This is a genomic window from Herbidospora galbida (assembly GCF_005233835.1).
GTDB classification, from domain to species: Bacteria; Actinomycetota; Actinomycetes; order Streptosporangiales; family Streptosporangiaceae; genus Herbidospora; species Herbidospora galbida.
Map to the genome: position 1 here is coordinate 87,461 of NZ_SZQA01000005.1, position 23,902 is coordinate 111,362.

Annotated in this window: 26 protein-coding genes; 8 read left to right on the forward strand and 18 right to left on the reverse strand. The window is 70.1% G+C overall.

Going from position 1 to position 23,902, the window contains the following annotated elements; genetic code table 11:
• Positions 1-18 precede the first annotated feature (18 nt).
• Genes FDA94_RS07810 through FDA94_RS07825 form a run of 4 tightly spaced genes read right to left on the reverse strand, consistent with a single transcriptional unit; the run spans position 19 to position 4,473 of the window.
• Positions 19-1,599, reverse strand: a complete 1,581-nt coding sequence (locus tag FDA94_RS07810; RefSeq protein ID WP_170990825.1) for a bifunctional uroporphyrinogen-III C-methyltransferase/uroporphyrinogen-III synthase — start codon at positions 1,597-1,599, stop codon at positions 19-21.
• A complete protein-coding gene (gene hemC / locus FDA94_RS07815) occupies positions 1,596-2,501 on the reverse strand; it encodes a hydroxymethylbilane synthase (protein ID WP_281286544.1) in 906 nt (301 codons plus the stop codon). Before hemC ends, FDA94_RS07810 begins: the two co-directional genes overlap by 4 nt.
• Positions 2,498-3,778, reverse strand: coding sequence for a glutamyl-tRNA reductase (locus FDA94_RS07820; RefSeq protein WP_137246363.1), 1,281 nt, complete (start codon positions 3,776-3,778; stop codon positions 2,498-2,500). Before FDA94_RS07820 ends, hemC begins: the two co-directional genes overlap by 4 nt.
• A complete protein-coding gene (locus FDA94_RS07825; protein WP_030456151.1) occupies positions 3,775-4,473 on the reverse strand; it encodes a redox-sensing transcriptional repressor Rex in 699 nt (232 codons plus the stop codon). Before FDA94_RS07825 ends, FDA94_RS07820 begins: the two co-directional genes overlap by 4 nt.
• A 157-nt stretch (positions 4,474-4,630) precedes the next feature.
• Between FDA94_RS07825 and FDA94_RS07830 the strand changes: the two genes are divergently transcribed.
• A complete protein-coding gene (locus FDA94_RS07830) occupies positions 4,631-4,870 on the forward strand; it encodes a glutaredoxin family protein (protein ID WP_137246364.1) in 240 nt (79 codons plus the stop codon).
• Here FDA94_RS07830 and FDA94_RS07835 read toward each other — a convergent pair.
• Complete coding sequence (locus tag FDA94_RS07835) at positions 4,860-6,440, reverse strand: putative quinol monooxygenase (protein ID WP_137246365.1); 1,581 nt, start codon at positions 6,438-6,440, stop codon at positions 4,860-4,862. The two genes, FDA94_RS07830 and FDA94_RS07835, sit on opposite strands and share 11 nt — an antisense overlap.
• A gap of 166 nt (positions 6,441-6,606) precedes the next feature.
• On the opposite strand from FDA94_RS07835, the gene FDA94_RS07840 reads away from it, so the two are divergent.
• The 3 genes from FDA94_RS07840 (at position 6,607) to FDA94_RS07850 (ending at position 8,937) form a co-directional block, all read left to right on the forward strand.
• Positions 6,607-7,242: a sigma-70 family RNA polymerase sigma factor gene (locus FDA94_RS07840; protein WP_137246366.1), complete on the forward strand. Its 636-nt coding sequence runs from the start codon at positions 6,607-6,609 to the stop codon at positions 7,240-7,242.
• An 81-nt stretch (positions 7,243-7,323) separates the two neighbouring features.
• Positions 7,324-8,013: a DUF5667 domain-containing protein gene (locus FDA94_RS07845; RefSeq protein ID WP_137246367.1), complete on the forward strand. Its 690-nt coding sequence runs from the start codon at positions 7,324-7,326 to the stop codon at positions 8,011-8,013.
• Between the two features lie 57 nt (positions 8,014-8,070).
• The gene (locus FDA94_RS07850; RefSeq protein ID WP_137246368.1) at positions 8,071-8,937 is read left to right on the forward strand and encodes an HAD family hydrolase; all 867 of its coding nucleotides are present in this window, start codon (positions 8,071-8,073) and stop codon (positions 8,935-8,937) included.
• On the opposite strand, the gene FDA94_RS07855 is transcribed toward FDA94_RS07850, so the two are convergent.
• The 13 genes from FDA94_RS07855 to FDA94_RS07915 form a co-directional block, all read right to left on the reverse strand.
• Positions 8,934-9,755, reverse strand: coding sequence for a lysophospholipid acyltransferase family protein (locus FDA94_RS07855; protein ID WP_246059624.1), 822 nt, complete (start codon positions 9,753-9,755; stop codon positions 8,934-8,936). The genes FDA94_RS07850 and FDA94_RS07855 overlap by 4 nt on opposite strands.
• A complete protein-coding gene (locus tag FDA94_RS07860) occupies positions 9,752-10,738 on the reverse strand; it encodes an NAD-dependent epimerase/dehydratase family protein (protein WP_170990826.1) in 987 nt (328 codons plus the stop codon). Before FDA94_RS07860 ends, FDA94_RS07855 begins: the two co-directional genes overlap by 4 nt.
• A gap of 29 nt (positions 10,739-10,767) precedes the next feature.
• Positions 10,768-10,866 carry a 30S ribosomal protein bS22 gene (locus FDA94_RS07865; protein WP_018654693.1) on the reverse strand — a complete coding sequence of 33 codons (99 nt, stop codon included), beginning with the start codon at positions 10,864-10,866 and terminating at the stop codon, positions 10,768-10,770.
• Positions 10,867-11,003: 137 nt separating this feature from the next.
• Positions 11,004-11,207 carry a helix-turn-helix domain-containing protein gene (locus FDA94_RS07870; RefSeq protein ID WP_030456159.1) on the reverse strand — a complete coding sequence of 68 codons (204 nt, stop codon included), beginning with the start codon at positions 11,205-11,207 and terminating at the stop codon, positions 11,004-11,006.
• 303 nt (positions 11,208-11,510) lie between these two features.
• Positions 11,511-12,281, reverse strand: a complete 771-nt coding sequence (locus tag FDA94_RS07875) for a phosphatase (protein WP_137246369.1) — start codon at positions 12,279-12,281, stop codon at positions 11,511-11,513.
• Positions 12,278-13,462: an acetoin utilization protein AcuC gene (locus FDA94_RS07880; protein ID WP_137246370.1), complete on the reverse strand. Its 1,185-nt coding sequence runs from the start codon at positions 13,460-13,462 to the stop codon at positions 12,278-12,280. The genes FDA94_RS07875 and FDA94_RS07880 overlap by 4 nt, the downstream gene beginning before the upstream one ends.
• Positions 13,463-13,483: 21 nt before the next feature.
• Positions 13,484-14,668, reverse strand: coding sequence for an ABC transporter permease (locus tag FDA94_RS07885; protein ID WP_137246371.1), 1,185 nt, complete (start codon positions 14,666-14,668; stop codon positions 13,484-13,486).
• Positions 14,665-15,345, reverse strand: a complete 681-nt coding sequence (locus tag FDA94_RS07890) for an ABC transporter ATP-binding protein (RefSeq protein WP_137246372.1) — start codon at positions 15,343-15,345, stop codon at positions 14,665-14,667. The genes FDA94_RS07885 and FDA94_RS07890 overlap by 4 nt, the downstream gene beginning before the upstream one ends.
• Complete coding sequence (locus FDA94_RS07895; RefSeq protein ID WP_137246373.1) at positions 15,342-16,661, reverse strand: efflux RND transporter periplasmic adaptor subunit; 1,320 nt, start codon at positions 16,659-16,661, stop codon at positions 15,342-15,344. The genes FDA94_RS07890 and FDA94_RS07895 overlap by 4 nt, the downstream gene beginning before the upstream one ends.
• 163 nt (positions 16,662-16,824) lie before the next feature.
• Complete coding sequence (locus FDA94_RS07900) at positions 16,825-18,024, reverse strand: MFS transporter (RefSeq protein ID WP_246059626.1); 1,200 nt, start codon at positions 18,022-18,024, stop codon at positions 16,825-16,827.
• A 71-nt stretch (positions 18,025-18,095) separates the two neighbouring features.
• Entirely contained in the window at positions 18,096-18,896 is an 801-nt protein-coding gene (gene proC / locus FDA94_RS07905) for a pyrroline-5-carboxylate reductase (RefSeq protein ID WP_170990827.1), read from the reverse strand.
• Between the two features lie 10 nt (positions 18,897-18,906).
• Positions 18,907-19,632, reverse strand: a complete 726-nt coding sequence (locus tag FDA94_RS07910; RefSeq protein ID WP_137246375.1) for an ABC transporter permease — start codon at positions 19,630-19,632, stop codon at positions 18,907-18,909.
• Positions 19,629-20,357: an ABC transporter ATP-binding protein gene (locus FDA94_RS07915; RefSeq protein WP_137246376.1), complete on the reverse strand. Its 729-nt coding sequence runs from the start codon at positions 20,355-20,357 to the stop codon at positions 19,629-19,631. The genes FDA94_RS07910 and FDA94_RS07915 overlap by 4 nt, the downstream gene beginning before the upstream one ends.
• 78 nt (positions 20,358-20,435) lie before the next feature.
• Between FDA94_RS07915 and FDA94_RS07920 the strand changes: the two genes are divergently transcribed.
• The 4 genes from FDA94_RS07920 to grpE all read left to right on the forward strand — a co-directional run bounded on the left by FDA94_RS07920 (position 20,436) and on the right by grpE (position 23,868).
• Positions 20,436-20,876, forward strand: a complete 441-nt coding sequence (locus FDA94_RS07920; protein WP_246059627.1) for a hypothetical protein — start codon at positions 20,436-20,438, stop codon at positions 20,874-20,876.
• Complete coding sequence (locus FDA94_RS07925) at positions 20,873-21,241, forward strand: hypothetical protein (RefSeq protein WP_137246377.1); 369 nt, start codon at positions 20,873-20,875, stop codon at positions 21,239-21,241. The genes FDA94_RS07920 and FDA94_RS07925 overlap by 4 nt, the downstream gene beginning before the upstream one ends.
• A gap of 162 nt (positions 21,242-21,403) precedes the next feature.
• Positions 21,404-23,272 (forward strand): molecular chaperone DnaK, encoded by a 1,869-nt coding sequence (gene dnaK / locus FDA94_RS07930; protein WP_137246378.1) that lies wholly within the window; start codon positions 21,404-21,406, stop codon positions 23,270-23,272.
• Positions 23,269-23,868 (forward strand): nucleotide exchange factor GrpE, encoded by a 600-nt coding sequence (gene grpE / locus FDA94_RS07935; RefSeq protein WP_137246379.1) that lies wholly within the window; start codon positions 23,269-23,271, stop codon positions 23,866-23,868. The genes dnaK and grpE overlap by 4 nt, the downstream gene beginning before the upstream one ends.
• Positions 23,869-23,902 lie beyond the last annotated feature (34 nt).

The window sequence follows — 23,902 nt, forward strand, 5'->3', positions numbered from 1 at the left end:
GAAAACCACCTTCTGAGGTCACTTGGGACGTCGCCGGGCACCCCTTCGGGTCTGCGAGGGGCGGCGCGGGATCTCGCCGGCGGAGACGGCCGCCTGGCGCTGCTTGGCACCATACTCCGCCAGTGCGGCGGCCAGCGCCGAGGCCGACGGTTTGTCGGCCATCACGTCGACGCGCAGGTTGAACTCCTCGGCCGTCTTGGCGGTCTGCGGCCCGATGACCGCGATCACCGTGACGTTGTGCGGCTTGCCGGCGATGCCGACGAGGTTGCGCACCGTCGAGGACGAGGTGAACAGGACGGCGTCGAAGCCGCCGCTCTTGATGGCGTTGCGGATCTCCTCGGGCGGCGGCGCGGCCCGGACGGTCCGGTAGGCCGTCACGTCGTCGCACTCCCAGCCGAGCTCGGTCAGGCCCGCCACCAGGGTGTCGGTGGCGATGTCGGCCCTCGGGAGCAGCACCCGGTTGATCGGGTCGAGCATCGAGTCGTAAGGCGGCCACTCCTCCAGCAGCCCCTCGGACGACTGCTCGCCCGTCGGCAGCAGGTCGGGCTTGACCCCGAACTCCACCAGGGCCTTGGCGGTCGCCTCGCCGACGGCGGCCACCTTCAGCCCGGCGAAGGCGCGGGCGTCGAGGCCGTATTCGTCGAACTTCTCGCGTACGGCCTTGACCGCGTTGGCGCTGGTGAATGCCACCCACTCGTAGCGGCCGGTGACCAGGCCCTTGATGGCGCGGTCCATCTGCTGGGGTGTGCGGGGCGGCTCGACGGAGATCGTCGGCACCTCTTCGGGCACCGCGCCGTAGCTCCGCAGCTGCTCCGACAGGCCCGCGGCCTGTTCTTTGGTACGCGGCACGAGAACGCGCCAACCGAAGAGCGGCTTGGTCTCGAACCACGAGTGCTTCTCACGCTGGCCGACGGCGTCGCCGACCACGATGAGCGCCGGTTCGGTCATCCCGGCGTGCTTCAGGTCGGGCCCGAGACGGCCCAGCGAGGAGACCACGGTGTACTGCTCGGTGGTGGTGCCGTCGCTGGTCACCGCGACCGGGGTGTAGTCGGGCAGGCCCGCGGCGATCAGCGCCTTGCCGATCGCGGGCGCCTCGGCGACCCCGTTGTAGATCACCAGCGTGCCCTCGACCGAGGCGTGCTTGGACCAGTCGTCGATCTGGCTCGCGTCGACGATCCGGAACTCCGGCCCGGACGACGCCGGCGGGATGCCCGCGTAGGTCAGCACCGCCGTCGCCGGCGGCACGCCGGGCACGATCTCGAAGTCGACCTCGTCCTGCGAACAGGCCGCGACCTCCTCGGACACCGAGGAGAAGAACGACGGGTCACCCGGGCACACCCGGACGACCAGCTTCCCGGCCTTGGCCGCGCCCACCGCGCCGGACAGCGCGTCGGGGTCGGCCGCGACGTCGCGCACGTCGACGCCGGCCCGGCAGTGCCGCAGCAGCTGGCCGTACGACTCGCGGTCGACGACCACGACGTCGGCCTTGGACAGCAGATCGGCGCCCCGGAGCGTCAGCAGGTTCTCGTCCCCGGGACCAGCTCCTACGAAGGCGACGAAGCCCCCGATGCCATGCTCATGATGCTCTGATGTGGTCAATGGGCCTGCTCTCCCATCAATTGCCCGGCCCCCTCCGCGATCATGGTGGCCGCGAGCTCTCGCCCGAGTTCCATGGCCGAGGAGATGGGTCCGGTGGTGGACTTGCGCACCGCCGCGGCGCCGTCGATGGACACCACGGTGGCGGTCAGGGTGAGCGTGTGGCCGTCATCGACGGCATAGGCGCCGACGGGGGCCGAACAGCCCGCCTCCAGCGCCGCGAGAACGGCACGCTCGGCGATGACGGCGTCACGGGTGCGCGCGTCGTCGAGCGTGCTCAGCAGTTTGATCAGCTCGGGCCGGTCGGCCCGGCACTCCACCGCGAGCGCGCCCTGGCCGGGGGCCGGCAGCATCTCGTCGGTGTCGAAGAAGTTGGCGATCTCGTCGTCGCGCCGGAGCCGGGCGAGGCCGGCCGCGGCCAGTACGACGCCGTCGAGCTCGCCGGAGGTCACCTTGCCGATCCGGGTGTCGGCGTTGCCGCGGATCGGGACGTAGTCGAGGTCGGGGCGCAGCAGCCGGAGCTGGGCGATGCGGCGCGGCGAACCGGTGCCGACGCGGGATCCGGGCGCCAGATCGGCGAGCTTGCGCGAGCCGACGAGCGCGTCGCGCGGGTCGTCGCGCAGCGGGATCGCGGCCAGGACGAGCCGGGGGTCGGGGGTGGTCGGCAGGTCCTTGAGCGAGTGGACCGCGAAGTCGATCTCGTCGGCGGCCAGCTTCTCGCGCAGCTCGCTGACGAACACGCCGGTGCCCCCGAGCTGCGAGAGCTGGGCCTTGGAGACGTCGCCGAAGGTGGTGATCCCGACGAGGTCGACGCCGCGGCCGGTGAGCTCGGTCAGCCGGTCCGCCACCTGCTGCGACTGCGTGGTCGCCATCAGGCTCTTGCGGGTGCCCAGCCTCAGGTTCACTGCTCGATCTCCATCCGGGAAACGGCGTCGGGCGCCTTCGGGTCCAGGTTGAACAGCTCGCGCAGCGCCTCCGCATAATGATCGCCTGCCGGAGACGCAGCGAGCTGCTTGACACGCACAGTCGGCTCGTGGAGCAGTTTGTCTACCACCCGCCGGACCGCCTGTGCCACTTCGTCGCGCTGGCGCTCGTCGAGGTCGGGCATGCGGGAGTGGAGCCGGCCGAGTTCGGCCTCGACCACCTGGGCCGCGCGGCTGCGCAGCGCCACCACAGTAGGCGTCACCTTGGCCGCGCGGGCGGAGTTGAGATAAGCGGTGACCTCGTCGGCCACGATCCGGCGCACGGCCGCGATGTCGGCGGCCCGGCCGCCGTCGGACCCGGCGCCCGACTGCTGCATGTCTTCGAGGTCGACCAGGGTGACCTGGGGAAGCGCGCGGACGGCGGTGTCGATGTCGTGGGGCAGCGCGAGGTCGAGCAGGAAGAGGGGGACCTGCCGGGCGGGGATCATCTCGGGGGTGATCACGCGGGTGCCCGCGCCGACGCAGGTGACGACCAGGTCGGCGGTGGCCAGTTCGGCGGCGATCTCCGACAGCGGGACGGCCCGGCCGCCGACGGTCTCGGCGAGCCGCTCGGCCCGTTCGAAGGTCCGGTTGGCGATGACGATCTCGGTCACCCCGGCCCGCGCGAGGGTCGCGGCGGTGAGCGCGCTCATCGAGCCCGCGCCGACGACCAGCGCCCGGCGGCCCTCGATGGGCCCGAGCACGGTCTCGGCCAGGGTGATGCCCACGCCGATGAGCGAGGCGCCCGCGCGGTCGATGCCGGTCTCGCTGTGGGACCGCTTGCCGACCCGCAGGGCGTGCTGGACCAACTCGTTGAGGATCGAGCCGACCGCGTCCTCCTGCTGGGCCAGGCGCAGCGCGGCCCGGATCTGCCCGAGGATCTGGCCCTCGCCGACCACCATCGAGTCGAGCCCGGAGGCCACCGACATCAGGTGGTGTACGGCCTGGTCTTCGTAGTGGACGTACAGATGGGGAGCCAGGTCGGCCCCCGCGTGGCGGTCGAGCAGGGTGGTGATCGCCGACACCCCGCCGTGGAACCGGTCGACCTCGGCGTAGACCTCGACCCGGTTGCACGTGGAGACCACCATCGCCTCCGCGACGTGGGCGTCCTGCCGCACGTCGTGGAGGAGCTTCACCAGGGCGTCGCCGGAGATCGTCACCTGTTCGAGCACCGAGACCGGTGCGCTCCGGTGGCTCAGCCCCACGATCAGCAGACTCATGAGACCTCCCCCGCCCATTCCTCGCCCATTACGGGCCCCCCATTCACCTTGCGCTGCTCGTGGAACGCGAGGATCTGCAGTTCGATGGACAGATCGACCTTGCGGACGTCGACGCCCGCAGGAACCGTGAGCACGACGGGGGCGAAGTTCAAGATACTCGTCACTCCGGACGCGATGACCCGGTCGCAGACCGCCTGCGCGGCGGTCGCCGGAGTCGCGATGACCACGATCGACACCCCCCGCTTGGCGATCACCGATTCCAGTTCGTCGCTGTGCTCCACGACGAGACCGGCGATGTGGTCGCCCACGACCTCCGGGTCGGCGTCGAGCAGCCCGGCCACCCGGAACCCCCGGGAGACGAACCCGCCGTAGTTGGCGAGGGCCCGGCCGAGGTTTCCGACTCCGACGATCGCGACCGCCCAGTCCTGGGTCAGGCCGAGTTCGCGGGAGATCTGGTAGATGAGGTACTGAACGTCGTAGCCGACGCCCCGTGTTCCATAAGATCCCAGATGCGACAGATCTTTGCGGAGTTTGGCGGAATTGACCCCCGCCGCGACCGCAAGATCCTCGGAACTGACTGTGGCTACGGCCCGCTCGGCCAAACCGTTCAACGCGCGCAGGTAGAGCGGCAGCCGGGCGACGGTCGCGTCGGGGATGCCGCGTTCACGCGGTTGTTGCGGGGTTCGGCGGATCACAGGCCGGCACTCCTGAGGGGGAATCGGTTTCGGGGCCGCTTTCCAGGTTAGTGCCTTTGTGAAGTGATGCACAAAGTCGAGCGACCCCCTTGTCGTGCTCGCTTCCAGGGTGTCAGGACTGGCCACCGGTCCCGAATCCGCCCCATACGGTAGGCATATGGCTCACCGCATCACCCTCCTCGGCAAACCCGGCTGCCACCTGTGTGACGACGCCCGCGCCGTCATCGAACGCGTCGCGGCCGAACTCGGCGTCGAATGGGACGAGCGCGACATCACGCAGAACCCCGCCGACCTGGAGAAATACTGGGAGATGATTCCCGTCACACTCGTCGACGGAGTGCAGCACGACTACTGGCGGGTCGACGAGAACCGGCTGCGGCAGGCCCTCAAATCTTGAACGTCGTGGGCAGCGGCACGACCTTCGCGGCGTTGACCGTGAGTTCGATCACATTCGTGGCCAGCACCAGCGGCTGACGCTCGGTGGCGAACCGCTCCATGTGGGCCTGGCGCTGGTGGTCGTGGAAGGCCGTCTGGTCGCGGTAGAGCTCGTAGACCAGCCGCTGGAGCGGGGCCGACTTCACGCCGTGGCAGACGAACAGCAGCGTGTCGGGCTCGTTGCGGAGCACCTGCTCGACGGTGTCTTCGGCGAGCTTGTCGAAGGCCTCGCCGGCGCCGTCCATCAGGGTGAAGACGGTCAGCATGCCGTAGATGGTCGGTGAGGGCCGGACCGAACCGGTCGCCGTCGCCGGGACCTGCGCCGCGGCCATCGACTGGGCGGCCTGGACCTGGCCCGGGTAGAGCACCCCGGTGTTCGGCATCTGGAACTCGGTGGAGGCCGTCGGGGGCGGCACCGGCATGCCGTATTCGGGGGCCTGGGGGTTGTAGGCGTCGGCGGCCATGAGGGTGCCGGTCGCCGGGCCGCCGAAGTCGGGGGGCAGCGGCGGCTTGGGCGGCTGCTGCTGCGGCGGCGGGGGCTGCATGCGGGAGGCGTAGTCGAAGCCGCCGCCCTGCTGTTCGCCGGCGCGGTATTCGGCGACCAGGTCGCCGAGGCCCGAGCGGGGAGCGGGCGGGACCGCCGGCTGCGGACCGGTGGTGGGCATCGGCGGGCCGCCCATCGGGCCGCCGATGGGACCGCCCATGGGGGCGCTCATCGGCCCGCTCATCGGACTGGCCATCGACTGCTGCTGCATACCGGCCACGCGGCGGCCGAGGCTCTGCTCCTGCCACACCGGCTGCTGGGGCTGCACCGGCATCGGGCCGCTCGGCGGGCCCTGTTGCGGGGCCGGCTCCTCCTCGTCGTCGTAGGGAGCGAGGGGGCGGTTGACGGCGTACCAGATGCCACCGGGGATGGCGGCCAGCAGCGCCGCGACGAAGATGCCCTGCACCAGGAAGAGCTGGGAGCCGATCGCGGCCATGCCGATGGGGGCCAGCACGACGGTGGCGTTCATGTTGTCGGCGTCGTAGTCGTCGCCCGAACGCATGCGGATCAGCGCCACGATCAGCGCGACGAACAGGATCACCAGGTCGAGCACGTGGACGCCGCGCGCCAGCCACTCGGGCGGGATGTCCCACTTCTCGGTGGCGATCGGCAGCGTCTTGTTGAAGCCGCTCTGCACCGGGTCGAGGGCCATGATGACCACGCCGACGAAGCTCAGGCCGCCGCCCAGGAGCCAGCCGCCGAGCCGGGCGGACCGCGACTCGGCGAGCAGCTGGATCAGTCCACCGGCCAGCCACAGCGGCGCCAGCAGCGCGCCGCCGATCTGGAACACGCGGAAAGTCAGGGGGCCGAACCCGAGAAGGGTGCCGACGGCGACCGCGCCGAGCCCGAGGCACACCGAGACCGTGGTGATCGCCCACGCCACGAGCCAGCCGGAGGACTCCTCACGGATCCGCCCGACCAGGACGCCTGTGGTGACCGCGGCGAGGATCGCCCCCGCGAACGCGATGACTGCGACAACGAGTTCCATGACGGACCAACTCTATGGCCTGTCCCTGTCCACACGCCCAGCCAGCGGGACTCGTCGGAAGCGTCCGTTACGGAAGGGATTACAGAGACAGCCCTCATTGTGTAATTTATGGGAGATTTCTAGAGTGGCGAGCACGCCGACTTCCCCTCTCCCATGGGATATCCGGATGCTGAACAGTTGGTCGTTAGCCGGGCTGGCCCCTTCGGTCACCTCTGGAGCGTTGCAGTCCGCGCCCGAGGCGGTCTCACCCGAGTTCGACGAGATGCGCACGCTGGTGCTGCGCGCCAAGACGGGCGACACCGAGGCCTTCGGGCAGCTCTACGACCGGTACGTCGACCTCGTCTACCGGTACGTCTTCTTCCGCGTGGGCTCCCACCCCCTCGCCGAAGACCTGACGAGTGACACGTTCCTGCGCGCGCTGCGCAACATCTCCGACTTCACCTGGCAGGGCCGCGACTTCGGCGCCTGGCTCGTGACCATCGCCCGCAACCTGATCACCGACCACTACAAGTCGGGCCGCAGCCGTCTTGAGGTGTCCACCGCCGAGGTCCTGGACACCCCGCTCGACGGCCACCACATCCCCGAGAACGCCGCGATCACCAACATGGTGAACGAGCACGTCATGCGCGCCGTCCAGCAGCTCGGCCCCGAGCAGCAGGAGTGCGTGATCATGCGTTTCCTGTACGGCATGTCGCTCGCCGAGACCGCCGCCGCGATGGGCAAGAAGAGCGGCGCGATCAAGGCCCTCCAGTTCCGCGCCATCAAGGCGCTGGCCAGGTCGCTCCCGAAAGATCTCAGTTGAGAAACGCCCCGTAACCCCTCCGACGCGTCGTCGTTGGACCATTCGCAGGGGTGGGTGGATCTTCGAGCGGGAGCTCTGGCGATGGGGTGGTGGCGTCTTCCGCGTGCGCGGCGTGCCGCGCGTATCGCCGCCCGTCTGGAGGAGCTCGGCCGCCGTGAGGCCGCAGGTCACGAGGGCGCCGGTCCCCGGGCCGAGTTCCGCGAGGGGCTGCGGGCCGAGTTGCTGCGTACACACCAGGAAGAACGCGCCGCGCCGCGGCGCCCCGGGCCGGCCCATGCGCGGCCGCGCATCCGACGTGTCCCCCTGCTGGTGCGGCTGCGGCCGTGGCTGGCCCTCGGCGCGATGGTCGGGGCGACCATGTCGGTGGCCGCGGTGACCTACTCGGCCGGGCCGGGCGAGGTGCTCTACCCGCTGAAGCGGGCGGCCGAGTCGACGCTGCTGACCCTTACCCGCAGCGAGGCCGAGCGCGCCGACCGGCAGATGACGGTGGCCCGCTCGCGCGCCGCCGAGGCCGCCGAACTGCTGAAGGCCGCCACGCCCGACCGCGCGGAACTGATCGGCCAGACCCTGGAAGACATGGACAGCACCACGCGGCTCGCGCTGGAGAAGGTGAAACAGCCCACCAAGCCGCCCGCGAAGGTCCGCCGGTTCGCCCGGGAGCAGAAGAAGGTCGTCGAGAAGATGGTGCCGAAGCTCGACGCCGAGAACCGCGAGATCGCCACCGAGTACCTCAGCCTCATCGACGGCTACGCCGGGCCCGCCGGCAACTAGCGCTGTTCACGCGCGGGCAACCGGGCGACGGGACCCCAGCGGTTAAGCTCGGAGGTTATGAAGCGGCTACTGAGACGGCGCGAAGCGGCGGAACTCGCGGGCGAGGTGGCGGCCGCGGCCGCGTTGCCGGCCCCGAGCGCCGAGCCCGATCCGACGGCCGCCGCCTTCTTCGACGTCGACAACACCATGGTCCGCGGGGCGTCGATCTACCACTTCGCCCGGGGCCTGGCCGCCCGGGGCCTGTTCACCACCGGCGACCTGGTCAAGTTCGCCGTCGGGCAGGCGATGTTCCGGGTCCGCGGCAACGAGAACCCCGACCACGTCGCCAAGGCCAAGGAGATGGCGCTGGCGTTCGTCGCCGGGCTGAAGGTCGACGAGGTCGTCCTGCTCGGCGAGGAGATATACGACGAGGTGATGGCCGACCGCATCTGGTCGGGCACCCGGGCGCTGGCCCAGGCCCACCTCGACGCCGGTCAGCGGGTGTGGCTGGTCACCGCGACGCCGGTGGAGCTCGCCCACGTCATCGCCCGCCGCCTCGGCCTGACCGGCGCTCTCGGCACCGTCTCCGAGACCAAAGACGGCGCCTACACCGGCCATCTGGTGGGCGATTTACTGCACGGCCCGGCCAAGGCGGAGGCCGTCAGGGCGCTGGCCCGGCGTGAGGGGCTCGACCTGACCCGCTGCTCGGCCTACAGCGACTCGGCCAACGACCTGCCCATGCTGTCGCTGGTCGGCCACCCCTACGCGATCAACCCCGACACCGAGCTGCGCGAACACGCCCGCCAGCGGGGCTGGCAGGTGCGCGACTTCCGCACCACCCGCAAGGCGACCATGATCGGGCTGCCCATCGCGGCCACGGCGGGCGCGGTCGCGGGCGGCGTGGCGGCGGGCCTGGCCCTGCGACGCCACTACAAGAAGCACTAGAGGAAGAACGCCGGTCCGCGGCGCAGCCGCAGCGCGTTGAGCGAGCGCTGGATCGTCTCGCGGACCTGGTCGGTGAGCTCGAAGACGACCATCGGATCGTCGGCCTCGGCGGGGTCGACCTCGTCAGATCTGATCGGCTCGCCGAACTCGATCAGCCACTTCGACGGCAGCGGCACCAGCCCGAGCGGCCCGAACCACGGGAACAGCGGCGTGATCGGCAGGTAGGGCAGGCCAAGCAGGCGGGCCGGCAGCCGCAGGTCGCCGATCTTCGGGTAGATCTCCTCGGCCCCGACGATCGAGCACGGCACGATCGGCACCCCGGCCCTGATCGCGGAGGCGACGAACCCGCCCCGGCCGAACCGCTGAAGCTTGTAGCGCTGGGACCAGGGCTTGCCGATCCCCTTGAAGCCCTCGGGGAAGACCCCGACGAGCTCGCCCTTGCGCAGCAGCCGGTCGGCGTCTTCTTTGCAGGCCAGGGTGTGGCCGGTCTTGCGGGACAGGTGGCCGAGCAGCGGCAGCCGGTGGACGAGGTCGGCGCCGAGCAGCCGGACCGCCCGCCCGGCCTCGTCGTGGAGGGCGACCTGCAGCATCAGGGCGTCGACGGGGAGAGTGCCCGAGTGGTTGGCGACCACGAGGGCGCCGTCGGGCGGCAGGTTGTGCAGGCCGATGGTCTCGACGCGGAACCAGTGGCGGTAGAGCGGGCGCAGCAGTTCGAGGAGGACCTTGTCGTTGAGCTCCGCGTCGTAGCCGAACTCGTCGACCTCGTAGCGGCCCGAAAGACGGCGGGCGGCGAAGGTGAGCAGCTCCTCGGCGTTCACCGCGCGCCCCGGGTCTGCAGGAAGTCGTCGAACGCCGACGCGGTGGTGAACTTGGGCACCCAGCCGAACTCCTCGGCCAGCCGGCCCGAGTCGACCACCCGGCCGTGGCTCATCAGGGCGAGCTGGTCGGGCGTGAAATCCATGCGTCCGAGCGCGCGGGCGCCCTCGCCCAGGAACCGGAACGCCGGGGCCGGCACCGGCACCCAGAACCGCCCGGCCCGCCGCAGGCACTGCGACAGCAGCAGCACGCCGTCGCCGGCGACGTTGAAGACGCCGGGATGATCATCGAGCGCGGCCAACCTGAGCACCTCGACCCCGTCGTCTTCGTGGACGAACTGGAGCCGCGGGTCGAAGCCGAGCACGGTCGGCCGCAGCGGCGCGCGAAAATAGCGCGTCAGCGGAGAGTCGACCTTGGGCCCGATGAAGTTCGCGAACCGCAGGGTCGTCGTCACCACGTCGGGCCGCCGCCGCGCGTAGCCGCGGACGTAGCCCTCGACCTCGGAGGCGTCCTTGCCGTAGCCGGTGTGGGGGACCTCCACCGGCTCGCTGTCTTCGGTGAAGACGGCGGGATCGGTGGGCGAGGAGCCGTAGACGGCCGTGGTGGAACGGACGACGACCCGGCGCACGGTCTCGGAGCGCTGGCAGGCCGCGAGCAGCTGCATCGTGCCGATGACGTTGTGCTCTTTCATCGCCGGACGACTGCCGGCCGGCCCGCTCATCAGGCTCATGTGGACGACCGTGTCGATGTCGGCCGCCGCGATGACCTGGGCGATGTCGGGGCTGCGCAGGTCGACGCGGACGAACTCGACGCGGCCCAGGGGGTTGAGTTGGGCGCCGCCATCACGCGTTAGCGACGTCGGCGGCACCGTGTCGACTCCGATGACCCGGCTGACGGCCGGGTCGGCTGCGAGGACGCTCGCCAGCCGAGCGCCGATGTGCCGGGATATCCCGGTGACCAGGACAGTCCGGGTCACGGGACTCATAGACTCTTCCTCGCAGGGACCGCGGTGGGCTACTTCTTGTTACGCCGCTGGATGCGGGTCTTCTTGAGCAGCTTGCGGTGCTTCTTCTTGGCCATGCGCTTGCGGCGCTTCTTGATCACAGAGCCCACGGGACCCCCAGGTGAAGATAGACGTCGTACCGGTGCGCGAGCGCACACCGGCACAACAGCCTACCGGCGATCCATGGTTGATCGTTCCCCTGGGGGACCCGCGTTGCCCTTGGTATCGCTAGTCGCTACAGGTCACTTCATCCAGCCTCGATGAAAGCGTCCCTCAGATAGTCGTGCACCGCCTGTTCGGGCACTCTGAAGGACCGGCCTACCCTGATGGCCGGCAACTCGCCCGAGTGCACGAGCCGGTACACCGTCATCTTGGACACCCGCATGACGGTGGCCACTTCTGCCACCGTCAGGAACTTCACCTCGCTGAGAGGTCTTTCGCCTGCACCCATCGGACGCCTCTTCCGCACGTGTTTCCGGGTTATCCCCACTGGTGCCATTGCTCACGCACGTGTACTGCTGTCAGCGTAAGTCGGGACTTCATTGAGGCAAACCCCCCATTTCATCAGCCATCGGGGGATCTTGCCCGAGAAACACCGAAAAACGCTGGCCAGCAGCCGGACCGTGCCCCTCGCCTTGATCTTGGAACGGACCAACTTCTCTCACATTAGAGTCGCCCAGGATCACTAAAAAGTTGGCAACCGGTCGACACACCAGTGCAAAAGCGGGCGTGAAACCCCCCAAAAGGGACGCCCCTAAAGGCCGGCCGCCACACGTCGGAGCAGGTAGTCGGTCAACGGTCCGTAATAACGGGGCAGCACGTTGTCATCCAGGGGGACGGTGACCGCGATCTTCCCCTCGGCTTCTCCCACGAAAAGGGCCGGATCGTTGCAGTCGGCGAACCCGACCGTCTCGACGCCGGCCTCTCCGGCCGCGCCTGCCCAGCCGTGGTCGGCGACGACGAAATCCGGTCTCTGTTCTTCGAGCATCTTCCGCATCGGAGCGGAGTCGTGCGTGTGCACAAGGGCACCGCCGTCGTCGAGGAGGGCGACGTCGTCGATGTAGCGGATCGAGCGCCGGCGGCCGAACGAACCGGGAAGGTACGTCCACCCTTCCGCCGGAGTAAGCAGAGTCGCCCCCTGAGTCACGACGAAACGAGCGATAGCCATGTGAACGACCATCAGCCCGGTCGGGTGCCCCGTGGCGATGATCATCTTGGGGTTCGGGCGCCGCAGCGCCACCGCGATCCGGTCGCCCATCGCGTCGAGGGCCGCGACGGTCCGCTCAGGGTCGATCGTGTCCTGGCCCGACCGGTGGCCCGGATCGGCCACCACGCCCGCCGACTTGGCCATCAGATCGAGGACGTCGCGGTAGGTCCAGGCGCCCTCGAAGGTCAGCCCGAACATGTAGTGGGGGTCGCGCACCGCGAGCGACCGGTAGTGGTCGAGGTTGTTCTCACGGCTCGTGGCGACGTCACCGGCGATGCGGGTGCGGACGAGGTGGTCGATGAGCTCTGCTCGCGTCATGGCAGTGGATCCAGACCGTGGTAGGGGAAGACGGCGTTCCGGGTGGCCATAATCGCGCGGTCGATCGGATCGGCCGGGTCGTAACCCTCGGAGATGGGCCGATATTCGGGCGTGCGGCCGTCGGTCATCGTGAGCGGCGGCAGCTCGCCGGTCCGCGCCCGGACGAACTCGCGCCACGCCTCGGGGGTGGCGGTGTCGGGCTCGACGGGAGCCCCGGCGGCCTCGGCGATCAGGTGGGTCCAGGCCCTCGGCACCACCTGGACCAGCTCGTATCCCCCGCCGCCGGTGGCGAGCCACCGCCCGCCGGCCGTCTCGTGGGCCAGCTTGTGCAGTTCCCGGTACGCCGTCCGCTGCCCGTCGAGCGAGAGCATCAGGTGGGCCAGCGGGTCGAGGGCGTGGGAGTCGCAGCCGTGCTGGGTGACCAGGAAGTCGGGGGCGAACTCGCGCAGCAGCGGCGGCACGACCGCGTGGAAGGCCCGCAGCCAGCCCGCGTCGCCGCAGCCGGCCGGGAGCGGCACGTTCACCGCCGTCCCCTCGGCGCCGGTCTCCTCGGCGAAGCCAGTGCCGGGGAAGAGGGTGCGGGGCGATTCGTGGAGGCTGATCGTCAGCACCCGGGGGTCGTCGAAGAACATGGCCTGCACGCCGTCGCCGTGGTGGACGTCGACGTCGACGTAGGCGATCTTCTCGACCCCCTGGGCCAGCAGCCAGGCGATGGCGACGGCCGGGTCGTTGTAGACGCAGAAGCCGCTGGCCGTGGCGGGCATGGCGTGGTGGAGCCCCCCGGCGACGTTCAGCGCGTGCATCGCGCCGCCCTGGTGGACCTGCTTCACGGCCTCCAGCGTCGCCCCGGCGATCAGGGCGGAGGCCTCGTGGACGCCGACGAAGGCGGGGTTGTCACTCGTGCCCAGCCCCGCCCGCAGATCGGGCCGCCCGTCGCGCGAGACCTGCTTGACGGCTTCGATGTAGTCGCGCTTGTGCACGCTCGCGAGGTCGTCGTCGGTGGCCGGCTCACAGGGCACGATCTCGACCGCGTCGAGCACGCCGAGCTCCCGCGCCAGCGCCATGGTCAACTCGACCCGCACCGGCGCGAGGGGATGGTGGGGACCGAAGTCGTACGACGTCAGGGCGTCGTCCCAGACGACCCGCACGGGTCCGCAGGCGCCACGCGCGAAGTCGCTCATAGCCAGCAAATTACCGCACGGTCACTCGGCGCGGAGTGCCACCACCGGGTCTAGGCGCCCGGCGCGGCGGGCGGGGGCGACGCCGAAGAAGACGCCCACGACGGCCGAGACGCCGAAGGCCAGCAAGATCGACCAGAGGGTGATCGAGGCAGGTACGGGAGAGAGCGCCTCGATCAGGAGGGAGCCGCCTACGCCGAGGGCGATGCCGATGGTGCCGCCGATCGTCGTCAGCAGCACGGCCTCGATGAGGAACTGGCCGAGGACGTCGCGCTGGCGGGCGCCCAGGGCCTTGCGCAGGCCGATCTCCTTGGTCCGTTCGCGGACGCTGACCAGCATGATGTTCGACACCCCGACCCCGCCGACCAGCAGCGAGATGCCGGCGATGGCGGCCAGTACCCCCGTCAGCATGCCGAGGACGGTGCCGATCGTGCCGAGGAGCTGGGTCTGGGTGACGGCGGAGAACTTCTCGTCGGGGTAGCGGGCGGTCAGGGCGTCCACGACCTTCTGGCCGAGGGAGTCGATCACGTCGGGGCCGGAGGCGCCGATGGCGATGCCGTTGACCCTTTCGACTCCTAGGAGCCGCTGGGCCGTGGTGACCGGGATGTGGGTCTCCCGGTCTCTCGCGACCCCGAAGGTCGCGCCGACCTTCTCGTACACGCCGACGACCCGGAAGCGCACCCCGGCGATCGTGGCCTGTCTCCCCACCGGGTCGAGGTCGCCGAAGAGCTGCTGCGACACCTCGGAGCCCAGGACGGCGACCCGGCGACGGGTGTCGATGTCGGTCTCGGTGAGGTAGCGGCCTCGCTTCAGGGGGCGTTCGAAGACGTTGGGGATGTTCTCGTCGGTGCCGACGACGGTCACGAACGCCTCGTTGCGGCCGACGCGGATGTTCTCGCCCGACTGGACCGAGACGGTGACCCGGCTCGGGTCGCCGACCACTCTGCGGACGTAGTTGACGTCGCCGAGGTCGAGGCGGCTCTGCGTGGGGGCGGCCTGGAAGTTCAGCTGGCCCGGCACAACCAGGATGATGTTGGAGCCGAGACCGGAGATCTCGTCTTCGATGGCGTCTTTCGCGCCGGTGCCGATGGCGACCAGGATCACCACGGCCGACACCCCGATGATCACGCCGAGCATGGTAAGGGCGCTGCGCAGCCGGTTGACCCGCAGCGCTTCGAGGGCCATCCGGAAGGCCTCGGCGGTCCTCACGCGACGTCCCGCTCGATCAGGCCGTCTCTGACGTGGATCTGCCTGCGGGCCCGGTTCGCGACCTCGGGTTCGTGGGTGACCAGCACGATCGCCACCCCCTGGTCGGCGTTGAGGCGTTCGAGCAGGCCCATGACCTCCTCGCCGTTGCGGGTGTCGAGGTTGCCGGTCGGCTCGTCGGCCAAGACCACCTGGGGGTCGCCGACGAGCGCGCGGGCGATGGCGACCCGCTGCTGCTCGCCGCCGGACATCTGCGAGGGCCGGTGGTCGAGCCGGTGGGCCAGGCCGACGGCCTCCAGCGCGGCCCTCGCGCGCTTGCGCCGGTCGGCCTTGGCCACTCCTCGGTAGACGAGCGGCAGGGCGACGTTGTCGAGGGCGCTGGTGCGGGCGAGCAGGTGGAACGACTGGAAGACGAAGCCGATCATCTGGTTGCGCAGCTCGGCGAGCTTGGTGTCGTCGAGGGTCGAGACGTCGACGCCGCCCACCTTCAGCACCCCGGAGGTGGGCCGGTCGAGACAGCCGAGCAGGTGCATCAGGGTCGACTTCCCCGACCCCGACGGCCCGAGGATCGCGGCGAACTCGCCGTCGCCGATGGTCAGGTCGACACCGCGCAGCGCGTCCACGGTCACGCCTTCGAGTTGGTACGACCTCGTCAACCCGGCCGCCTCGAACGCCGTCACCGGATCTCCTGCCCCTGACGCACGCCGTCGGCGCCGCGCGTGATGACCCGGTCGCCGACCTTGATCCCGTCGACGACCTCGACGAAGGCGTCGCCCTCGGCCCCGAGGCGGACGGTCCGGCGTTCGGCCCTGCCGCCGACGACGGCCCAGACGACGGCGTCGCGCCCGCTGGTCACCACGGCCGCCGCCGGGACCGCGACGGCCTCGGGCGACTCCTTGACGATCATGCGGACGACCGCGCTCATGCCGGGTTTGGGGTCGGGCGCCTCGGAGCCGTCGTCGAACCGGCCTTCGGCGAGCGAGAGGCGTACCGGATAGCTGACGCCGCCCGTCGCGCCCTCCTGGGGCGTGACCCCCACGCCGGTGACCTCGGCCGTGTAGATCGCGCCGGGCACGGCGTCGAACTCGACCTCTGCGCGGGTGCCGTCCTTGACGAGCAGCACGTCGGTCTCGTCGACGTCGGCCCGCAGGTTCAGCTCGGAGACGTCGGTGACGGTCAGCAGGGCCTCCCCCTGGCCGACCGGGACCCCTTCGGCGATCGTGCCGGCCGAACTGCCGCCCGACTGCGCCGGGACGCCGCCGCCGGAGACGAGCTGCGACAGGTCGGGCAGCGCAGGGGCGGCCGACCCGCCACCACCGCCCAGAGTGACGACCCCGCCGAAGGGCGCCTTGATCGTGAGGCCCTTGACGGTGTCTTCGGCGGCCTTCACGGCGGCGCGGGTCTGGCTGCGCGAGGCCGCCTGCAGGGAGCTCATCGACGACGAGAGCCCGCTCATGCCCGCGCCCAGCTGGCCGGTGAACGAGCCGAGCATCCGGTTGAGACCGCCGACGATCCCGTTCAGCGCCTTCTGCTGCGACCTGTGCTGCTGCTCGGCCAGGTCGATGGCCGACAGCAGGTGCCTGCGGATGGCCTTGTCCTCGACCTTGCGCGCGGCCCGCCGGGCCTGCGCGAACGACTTCCGTACGTGGGCGTCGACGCCCGTGGGGAGTTTCAGGGCGGGCACGCTCGGCGCGCCCCCGAAGGAAACCGGCCGGGCCGCCTGCCGGTCGGCCTTCTTGGCCTCTTTCAGCCGGTCGCGGGCCTGCGGCGCGCTGATACGGGCGAGGATCTCGCCCTTCTTCACGGTGTCGCCGTCGGAGACGTAGAGCTTGGCGACCGTCCCGGCCGCGGGAGAGGTGAGGCTCGCGGTGGCCCGCGCCCCAACGGTCGCCGGGGCCTCCACCACCTCACTGACGGGCGCCCGCGCCACAGCCGCGGTCTGGACGACGGGCGCCTCCTCCGCCGTACAGGCGGATAACGCGAGGAGAAGCGCCAACAGGGGGATACCACGCCGGATCACCACAACCGCCCATCGTAGGATGCGCCCGTGTCGATCCCCGAGTTAGCCCGCTACGACCATCTGTGCCTGCCGGTCATAGGCATGACCGTGGCGCAGGCCCTCGACGAGGTGGAGACGGAGCTGACCCACTCCGTGGATCTCAGCGGCCTACGGCGCGCAGGTTCCTGACCGGGCGGATCGACAGCAGCACGCCGATCCCGGCCAGGCCCGCGACGAAGCCGGCCCAGATGACCGTCTGCGCGCCGATCGCCTCGCCGACGACCGGGCCGAGGGACTGGCCGATCGGGATGCTCAGCACCGAGCCGGCCACCTCGTAGGCGGTGACGCGGTTGAGCACCTCGCCCGGGACCTGGGTCTGGACGCTGGTCGCCCACATCACCGACCAGAAGGCCCAGGCCGCGCCCGCCAGGGTGAAGCCGATGACGATCACCGGGATCGGGGCGGCCAGGGCCACCACCAGCGGCATGGCCATGAAGGCGATCATCGCCAGGGCGCCCGAGAACAGCGGGCGGGCGGGCCGGTAGCGCATGGCCACCAGGCCGCCGAGGATGCTGCCGAGGCCCTCGCCCGTGATGGCCATGACATAGGCCGCGTCGCCGTTGGCCTCGGAGATGACCTGGGCGCCGACCGGCCACATCGGGCCGAACAGGACGATCCCGTAGACCGCCCAGACCAGGATGACCGACCACATCCACGTACGGGACCGGAACTCGGCCCAGCCCTCCCGCAGGTCGCTGACCAGCGAGGTCGCCTCGGTCTTGGTCAGCCGCACCCGCATCGCCAGCAGGCAGAGGGCGCTGACCAGGAAGGTTCCGGCGTTGATGGCGTAGACGACGCCCGGTCCGCCGAGCAGGACGATGGCGCCGGCGATGCCGGGGCCGATGAGGCGGGCGACCGCGTCGGCCACCCGCAGGGTCGCGTTGGCGCGCTGGGGGTCGGCGGCGATCTGCGGGATCATGCTGTTCACGCCGGGCTGGAAGAGCGCCGCCCCGAGGCCGCTCAGGAACGACATCGTGATCAGGAGCCACAGCGGGGGCTGGCCGGTGAAGAACGTCACCGCGATGGTCAGCTGGGTGGCGACGCGGAGGACGTCCGCGAAGATCATCATGCGCCGGGCGGTGAACCAGTCGGCCAGCACCCCGCCGAACAGGACGAGCCCGCCGAAGGCCGCCATCCAGGCCGCGAGCACGACGCCGACCCCGACGGGGCCGTAGATGCCGAGGACGCCGAGCGTCACCGCCACCGGCAACATCGCGTCGCCCATGAGGGCGACGGCCCGGCCGACGAAGTAGAGGGAGAAGTCACGCGTCCACAGGCGCGCCGGGGAGAGTACGACCACTCGCCCCAGCCTATAAGGAAAGCTTCCTAACCAATAAACCCTTTTCGCCTGGTCACAGCGGGTAGCGAGGGCTACTTGTTCGTGCCGCCGAGCTCACGGCTGCGGTCGCGCGCCGCCTCGATCGCGTCGAGGAAGGCGGCGCGGACGCGGTGGCGCTCCAGTTCGGCGATGGCCGCGATGGTCGTGCCGCCCGGAGAGGTGACGGCCTCGCGCAGGATCACCGGGTGCTCCCCCGAGTCGCGCAGCATGATCGCCGCGCCCACGATCGACTGCTTGACCATGTCGAGGGCGGCCGCCCTCGGCATGCCGAGCAGGATGCCCGCGTCGACCATGGCCTCGACCAGGTAGAAGAAGTAGGCGGGACCCGAGCCGCTCAGCGCGGTCGCGCCGTCTTGCTGCGACTCGGGGATGCGCAGCACCTTGCCGACCGGCTGGAGCAGGTCTTCGGTCAGCTTGAGGTGCTCTTCCTTGGCGTGCGCCCCGGCCGAGATCACGCTCATCGCCTCGTCGACCAGCACCGGGGTGTTCGACATCACCCGGACGACCGGGATCGGGCCGCCCAGCCGGGCCTGCACGAAGTCGGTGGTGATGCCCGCCGCGACCGAGATGACCAGCTTGTCGGAGGGCACCACGGGGGCGATCTCGCGGAGCAGGGTCCCCATGTCCTGCGGCTTGACCGCCAGGATGAGCGCGTCGGCCTGCTCGGCCGCCTCGAGGTTGGTGACGACCCTGACGCCGTAGGTCTCGGTGAGCGCCTTGGCCCGGTCGGGCCGGCGGGTGGTGACCATGATCTGGTCAGCCGCCCGCCCTGCCCGGACCAGGCCGGAGAGCAGAGCCTCACCCATCTTGCCGGTGCCCAGGATCGCGATCATGCGTGGCAGTTTACGGGGTGCGCCTCTTCAGCGTCGCGGCCCCCAGAACCAGCGCCAGCAGGACCGATCCGGCCACCACGGCGATGTCGCGCCAGAAGTCGGAGCCCAGGTCGCCGGTCATGACCGCCAGCTTCATGGCCTCCAGGGCGTAGGACATCGGCAGCACGTTGGAGATCCACTCCAGCACGGTCGCCATCTGGTCGCGCGGCACGATGATCCCGCCGAGGAGGAGCTGCGGGACCATCACCAGCGGCATGAACTGGACCGCCTGGAACTCCGAGCGGGCGAACGCGCTGCAGAACAGGCCGAGCGCGGTGCCCAGGAGCGAGTTGAGCAGGGCGACCAGGACCAGCGCCCACAGCTCTCCCCGCAGGTCGAGCCCGAGCCAGGTCAGCGAGACCGTCAGCGCCAGGGCCACCTGGAGGACGGCGGCGGCGCCGAAGGCCAGGCCGTACCCGAGGAGGAGGTCGAGCTGGCGCAGCGGGGAGGCCATCAGCCGCTCCAGCGTGCCGGAGGTGCGCTCGCGGAGGGTGGCGATGGAGGTGACCAGGAACATCACCAGGAAGGGGAAGATCGACAGCAGCGCGGGGGCCCACTGGGCGAAGACCGGCCCGTTGTCGATCACGTAGTAGAGCAGGATCATGATCAGGCTCGGGACCAGCACCATGAGGGCGACCGTGCGGTGGTCGTTGCGGAGCTGGGCCAGGATCCGGCGGGCCGTGGCGAGCGTGATCATGCCGGCTGCCTCTCTTCGATGAGGCGCAGGAAGGCCTGCTCCAGGTCGGCGGTGTCGGTGCGGGCGCGCAGGCCCTCGGGGCTGTCGTCGGCGAGGATGTCGCCGTCGCGCAGCATGATCAGGCGCTGGCAGCGGGCGGCCTCGTCCATGACGTGACTGGAGACCAGGATCGTCACGCCCCGCTCGGCCAGGCCGCCGAACAGCTCCCACAGCTCCTTGCGTAACACCGGGTCGAGCCCGACGGTCGGTTCGTCGAGCACGAGGAGCTGCGGCGAGCCGAGCAGCGAGACCGCCAGGCTGGCCCGGCTGAGCTGGCCGCCCGACAGGGTGCCGCCCAGCTGGTCGGCGTGCCCTTCCAGGCCGACCTCCCGGAGGACGCGGGCCGGGTCGGTCTTCGGCGCGCCGAGCACGGCGGCGAAGTAGCGGAGGTTCTCCACGACCGACAGATCGCGGTAGATCGCCGGGTTCTGGGTGGAGTAGCCGATGAGCCGGCGCAGCTCGGCCGACCCCGCCGGACGCCCCAGCACGGTCACCTCGCCCCCGGCGACGACCTGCACGCCCACGATCGATCGGATCAGCGTGGTCTTACCGCAGCCGCTCGGGCCCAGCAGCCCGGTGATCTGGCCCTTCGGCACCTCGAACGACAACCCGTGGAGCACCTCGCGGGCTCCCCGGACGACCCGCAGCCCGGTGACGGCTATCGCGGGTTCAGCAGAACTCATCATGTGATGAAATTAGACCCGGCCCCATACCGGAGTCAACGGGTCACTGAACCCCTTCCGAGTGACACCCGTCATACGGGCATGAGAAGGATCTGGCTCGTCACCGCGGCCATGCTCACAGCCGTGATCATGACCTCGGCCTGCGGAAAGGGAGACGCCGTGGACAGCGGTTCGCCGATCGGCCCCGACCAGCCCGCCACGCCGCCGGCCTCGGCCATGCCGAGCTCCGGACCGGAGCTGGTCCAGCCCAAGGGCGGCACACTGGAACCCCGGAAGGTGCCCTGGACCCGCGCCACCCCCGCCGGAGACGGCGTGATGATCTCCTGGAGCTCGGGGGTCGAGCCCTGCTACACCCTCGACCGCGTCGACGTGAAGGAGGCCGACACCGAGGTGACGGTGACCCTGTGGGAGGGCACCACCGACCCCGAGGCGGCCTGCATCCAGATCGCGATCGAGAAGGAGACGTTCGTCAAGCTGGCCAAACCCCTGGCCGGCCGGGAAGTCGTGGATGGTGCCAAGTGAGGCTCTTAGTCGTCGCCGCGGCCGTCGCCGCGCTGCTCGTACCCGCCGCCGCCCCCGCGCAGGCCGCTCCCGGGCCGAAGGTGGTGAAGGTCCAGAAGGGCGCCCTCTCGCCGAAGAAGGTGAAGTGGCTGACCGCCAAGCCCCACATGCGCGGGGTGCGCGTCGTGTGGTGGTCGGGCGTCGAACCGTGCACCGTGCTGACCAAGGTCACGGTGAAGGAGACCAGGAAGACGGTCCGGATCACCCTGTACGAGGGCTCGGTCAAGGACGCCGGCATGTGCGTGGCCATGGCGATCAAGAAGGCCACGTACGTGAAGCTCAAGAAGCCCGTGGGGAAGAGGGTGATCCTCGACGGCGCCAGGTAACCCCTAAGGGTCGAATCAGGGATATCCCGGGAACATTCCGCTCGCGCCGAGAGTTGAGCGCACTAGACTCAAGACCGTTGACAGGACAGCGTTTGACAAGGGCTGTCGTACTCACCGAGACTTGAGTCACCACGACTCAACTTTGACTACAAGGACGTACTCATGGCACGTGCGGTAGGTATCGACCTGGGGACGACCAACTCCGTCGTCTCGATCCTCGAAGGCGGTGAGCCCACCGTCATCGCCAACGCGCAGGGCTCCCGCACCACCCCCTCGGTGGTCGCCTTCGCGAAGAACGGAGAGGTCCTCGTCGGCGAGGTCGCCAAGCGTCAGGCCGTGACCAACGTCGACCGGACCATCCGCTCTGTCAAGCGTGAGATGGGCACGAACTGGACCGTCGAGATCGACGGCAAGAAGTTCACGCCCCAGCAGATCAGCGCCTTCGTCCTCCAGAAGCTGAAGCAGGACGCCGAGGCCTACCTCGGTGAGAAGATCACCGACGCGGTCATCACCGTCCCGGCCTACTTCAACGACGCGCAGCGCCAGGCCACCAAGGAGGCCGGCCAGATCGCGGGCCTCAACGTGCTCCGCATCATCAACGAGCCGACCTCCGCGGCGCTGGCCTATGGCCTCGACAAGGACAAGGACCAGACGATCCTGGTCTTCGACCTCGGCGGCGGAACCTTCGACGTGTCGCTGCTCGACGTCGGCCAGGAAGACGGCCACAGCTTCGTCGAGGTCAAGGCGACCAGCGGTGACAACCACCTCGGTGGCGACGACTGGGACCAGCGCGTCGTCGACGAGCTCGTGACCCGTTTCAAGAACGCCCACGGGGTCGACCTGTCCAAGGACAAGATGGCCCTCCAGCGTCTCCGCGAGGCGGCCGAGAAGGCCAAGATCGAGCTCTCGGCGCAGACCGAGACCACGATCAACCTCCCCTACATCACCGCCTCCGCCGAGGGCCCGCTCCACCTCGAGGAGAAGCTGACCCGCTCGGAGTTCCAGCGCATCACGGCCGACCTGCTCGACCGCTGCAAGGGCCCGTTCCACCAGGTCATCAAGGACGCCGGGATCAAGGTCTCCGACATCGCCCACGTGGTGCTCGTCGGCGGCTCGACCCGCATGCCGGCCGTGACCGACCTGGTCAAGGAGCTCACCGGCGGCCAGGAGCCCAACAAGGGCGTCAACCCCGACGAGGTCGTGGCCATCGGCGCCGCGCTCCAGGCGGGCGTGCTCAAGGGTGAGGTCAAGGATGTCCTGCTGCTCGACGTGACCCCGCTGTCGCTGGGCATCGAGACCAAGGGCGGCATCTTCACCAAGATCATCGAGCGCAACACGACGATCCCGACCAAGCGCTCCGAGGTCTTCACCACGGCCGAGGACAACCAGCCGTCGGTGCAGATCCAGGTCTACCAGGGCGAGCGCGAGATCGCCGCGCGCAACAAGAAGCTGGCGACCTTCGAGCTCACCGGCATCGCGCCGGCGCCCCGCGGCATCCCGCAGATCGAGGTCACCTTCGACATCGACGCCAACGGCATCGTCAACGTCGGCGCGAAGGACCTGGGCACCGGGAAGGAGCAGTCGATGACCATCACCGGCGGTTCCTCCCTGGGCAAGGACGACATCGACCGCATGGTCCGCGAGGCCGAGTCCTACGCGGAAGAGGACAAGCAGCGTCGTGAGGAGGCCGAGGTCCGCAACAACGCCGACTCGCTGGCCTACCAGACCGACAAGTTCCTCCGCGAGAACGACGACAAGGTCCCGGCCGACATCAAGGCCGAGGTCACCGAGGCGCTCGCCGAGCTGAAGAAGGAGCTCGAGGGCACCGACGTCGCGGCCATCCGCACCTCCGCCGACAAGCTCGCCACCGTCAGCCAGAAGATGGGTTCGGCGATCTACGCCAACTCCCAGGCCCAGGCCGGCGAAGGCGCCCCCGGCGCCGAGCACGACGACGCGGGCAAGGCCGACGACGACGTCGTCGAGGCCGAGATCGTCGACGACGAGCCGAAGCGGGAGGGCGGCGCCAAGTGACCCCGCGTGAGAACGGTTCCGAGCAGGAGCCGGTGATCCGCGACAACCGCAAGATCGACCCCGAGACGCTGGCGGCCCGCGAGAGCGCACCGGCCCCCGACGAGACCGCGGCCGACGCCTCCGCCCTGAGCGGGGCGGCCGCGGAGCTCCTGGCCGAGCGCACCGCCGATCTCCAGCGTCTCCAGGCGGAGTTCTCCAACTACCGCAAGCGGGTCGAACGCGACCGGATCACGGTCCGGGAGCAGGCCGTCGCGGGTGTCATCAACGAACTGCTGCCGGTTCTCGACGACATCGGCCGGGCGCGTGACCACGGGGAGCTGACCGGTGGTTTCGCCAAGGTGAGCGAGTCGCTCGAAGCGGCCGTCGGCAAGCTGGGCCTGTCGACCTACGGCTCGAAGGGCGACCCCTTCGACCCGACGATCCACGAGGCCCTGATGCACAGCTACTCGGCCGAGGTCACCGAGGCGACCTGCGTCGAGATCCTGCAGCCCGGCTACCGTCTCGGCGAGCGCGTCCTGCGCCCCGCCCGGGTCGCGGTGGCCGAGCCGGAGACCGGTGGTGGCGACGTCCTCGACGACGAGCCCGCCGGCGCCTGATTCTCCAGGGGAGCCCCCTCCCGCCCCGGACGCG

What these genes read in the sequence shown, in the direction of transcription:
- FDA94_RS07875 (WP_137246369.1), bottom strand. Translation starts at nt 12,281, where the DNA reads ATGACGCGAGCAGAGCTCATCGACCACCTCGTCCGCACCCGCATCGCC.
- FDA94_RS07840 (WP_137246366.1), top strand. Translation starts at nt 6,607, where the DNA reads ATGCTGAACAGTTGGTCGTTAGCCGGGCTGGCCCCTTCGGTCACCTCT.
- FDA94_RS07920 (WP_246059627.1), top strand. Translation starts at nt 20,436, where the DNA reads ATGAGAAGGATCTGGCTCGTCACCGCGGCCATGCTCACAGCCGTGATC.
- FDA94_RS07860 (WP_170990826.1), bottom strand. Translation starts at nt 10,738, where the DNA reads ATGAGTCCCGTGACCCGGACTGTCCTGGTCACCGGGATATCCCGGCAC.
- FDA94_RS07910 (WP_137246375.1), bottom strand. Translation starts at nt 19,632, where the DNA reads ATGATCACGCTCGCCACGGCCCGCCGGATCCTGGCCCAGCTCCGCAAC.
- FDA94_RS07845 (WP_137246367.1), top strand. Translation starts at nt 7,324, where the DNA reads ATGGGGTGGTGGCGTCTTCCGCGTGCGCGGCGTGCCGCGCGTATCGCC.
- FDA94_RS07880 (WP_137246370.1), bottom strand. Translation starts at nt 13,462, where the DNA reads ATGAGCGACTTCGCGCGTGGCGCCTGCGGACCCGTGCGGGTCGTCTGG.
- FDA94_RS07850 (WP_137246368.1), top strand. Translation starts at nt 8,071, where the DNA reads ATGAAGCGGCTACTGAGACGGCGCGAAGCGGCGGAACTCGCGGGCGAG.
- FDA94_RS07830 (WP_137246364.1), top strand. Translation starts at nt 4,631, where the DNA reads ATGGCTCACCGCATCACCCTCCTCGGCAAACCCGGCTGCCACCTGTGT.
- FDA94_RS07870 (WP_030456159.1), bottom strand. Translation starts at nt 11,207, where the DNA reads ATGGGTGCAGGCGAAAGACCTCTCAGCGAGGTGAAGTTCCTGACGGTG.
- FDA94_RS07915 (WP_137246376.1), bottom strand. Translation starts at nt 20,357, where the DNA reads ATGATGAGTTCTGCTGAACCCGCGATAGCCGTCACCGGGCTGCGGGTC.
- dnaK (WP_137246378.1), top strand. Translation starts at nt 21,404, where the DNA reads ATGGCACGTGCGGTAGGTATCGACCTGGGGACGACCAACTCCGTCGTC.
- FDA94_RS07820 (WP_137246363.1), bottom strand. Translation starts at nt 3,778, where the DNA reads ATGAGTCTGCTGATCGTGGGGCTGAGCCACCGGAGCGCACCGGTCTCG.
- proC (WP_170990827.1), bottom strand. Translation starts at nt 18,896, where the DNA reads ATGATCGCGATCCTGGGCACCGGCAAGATGGGTGAGGCTCTGCTCTCC.
- FDA94_RS07835 (WP_137246365.1), bottom strand. Translation starts at nt 6,440, where the DNA reads ATGGAACTCGTTGTCGCAGTCATCGCGTTCGCGGGGGCGATCCTCGCC.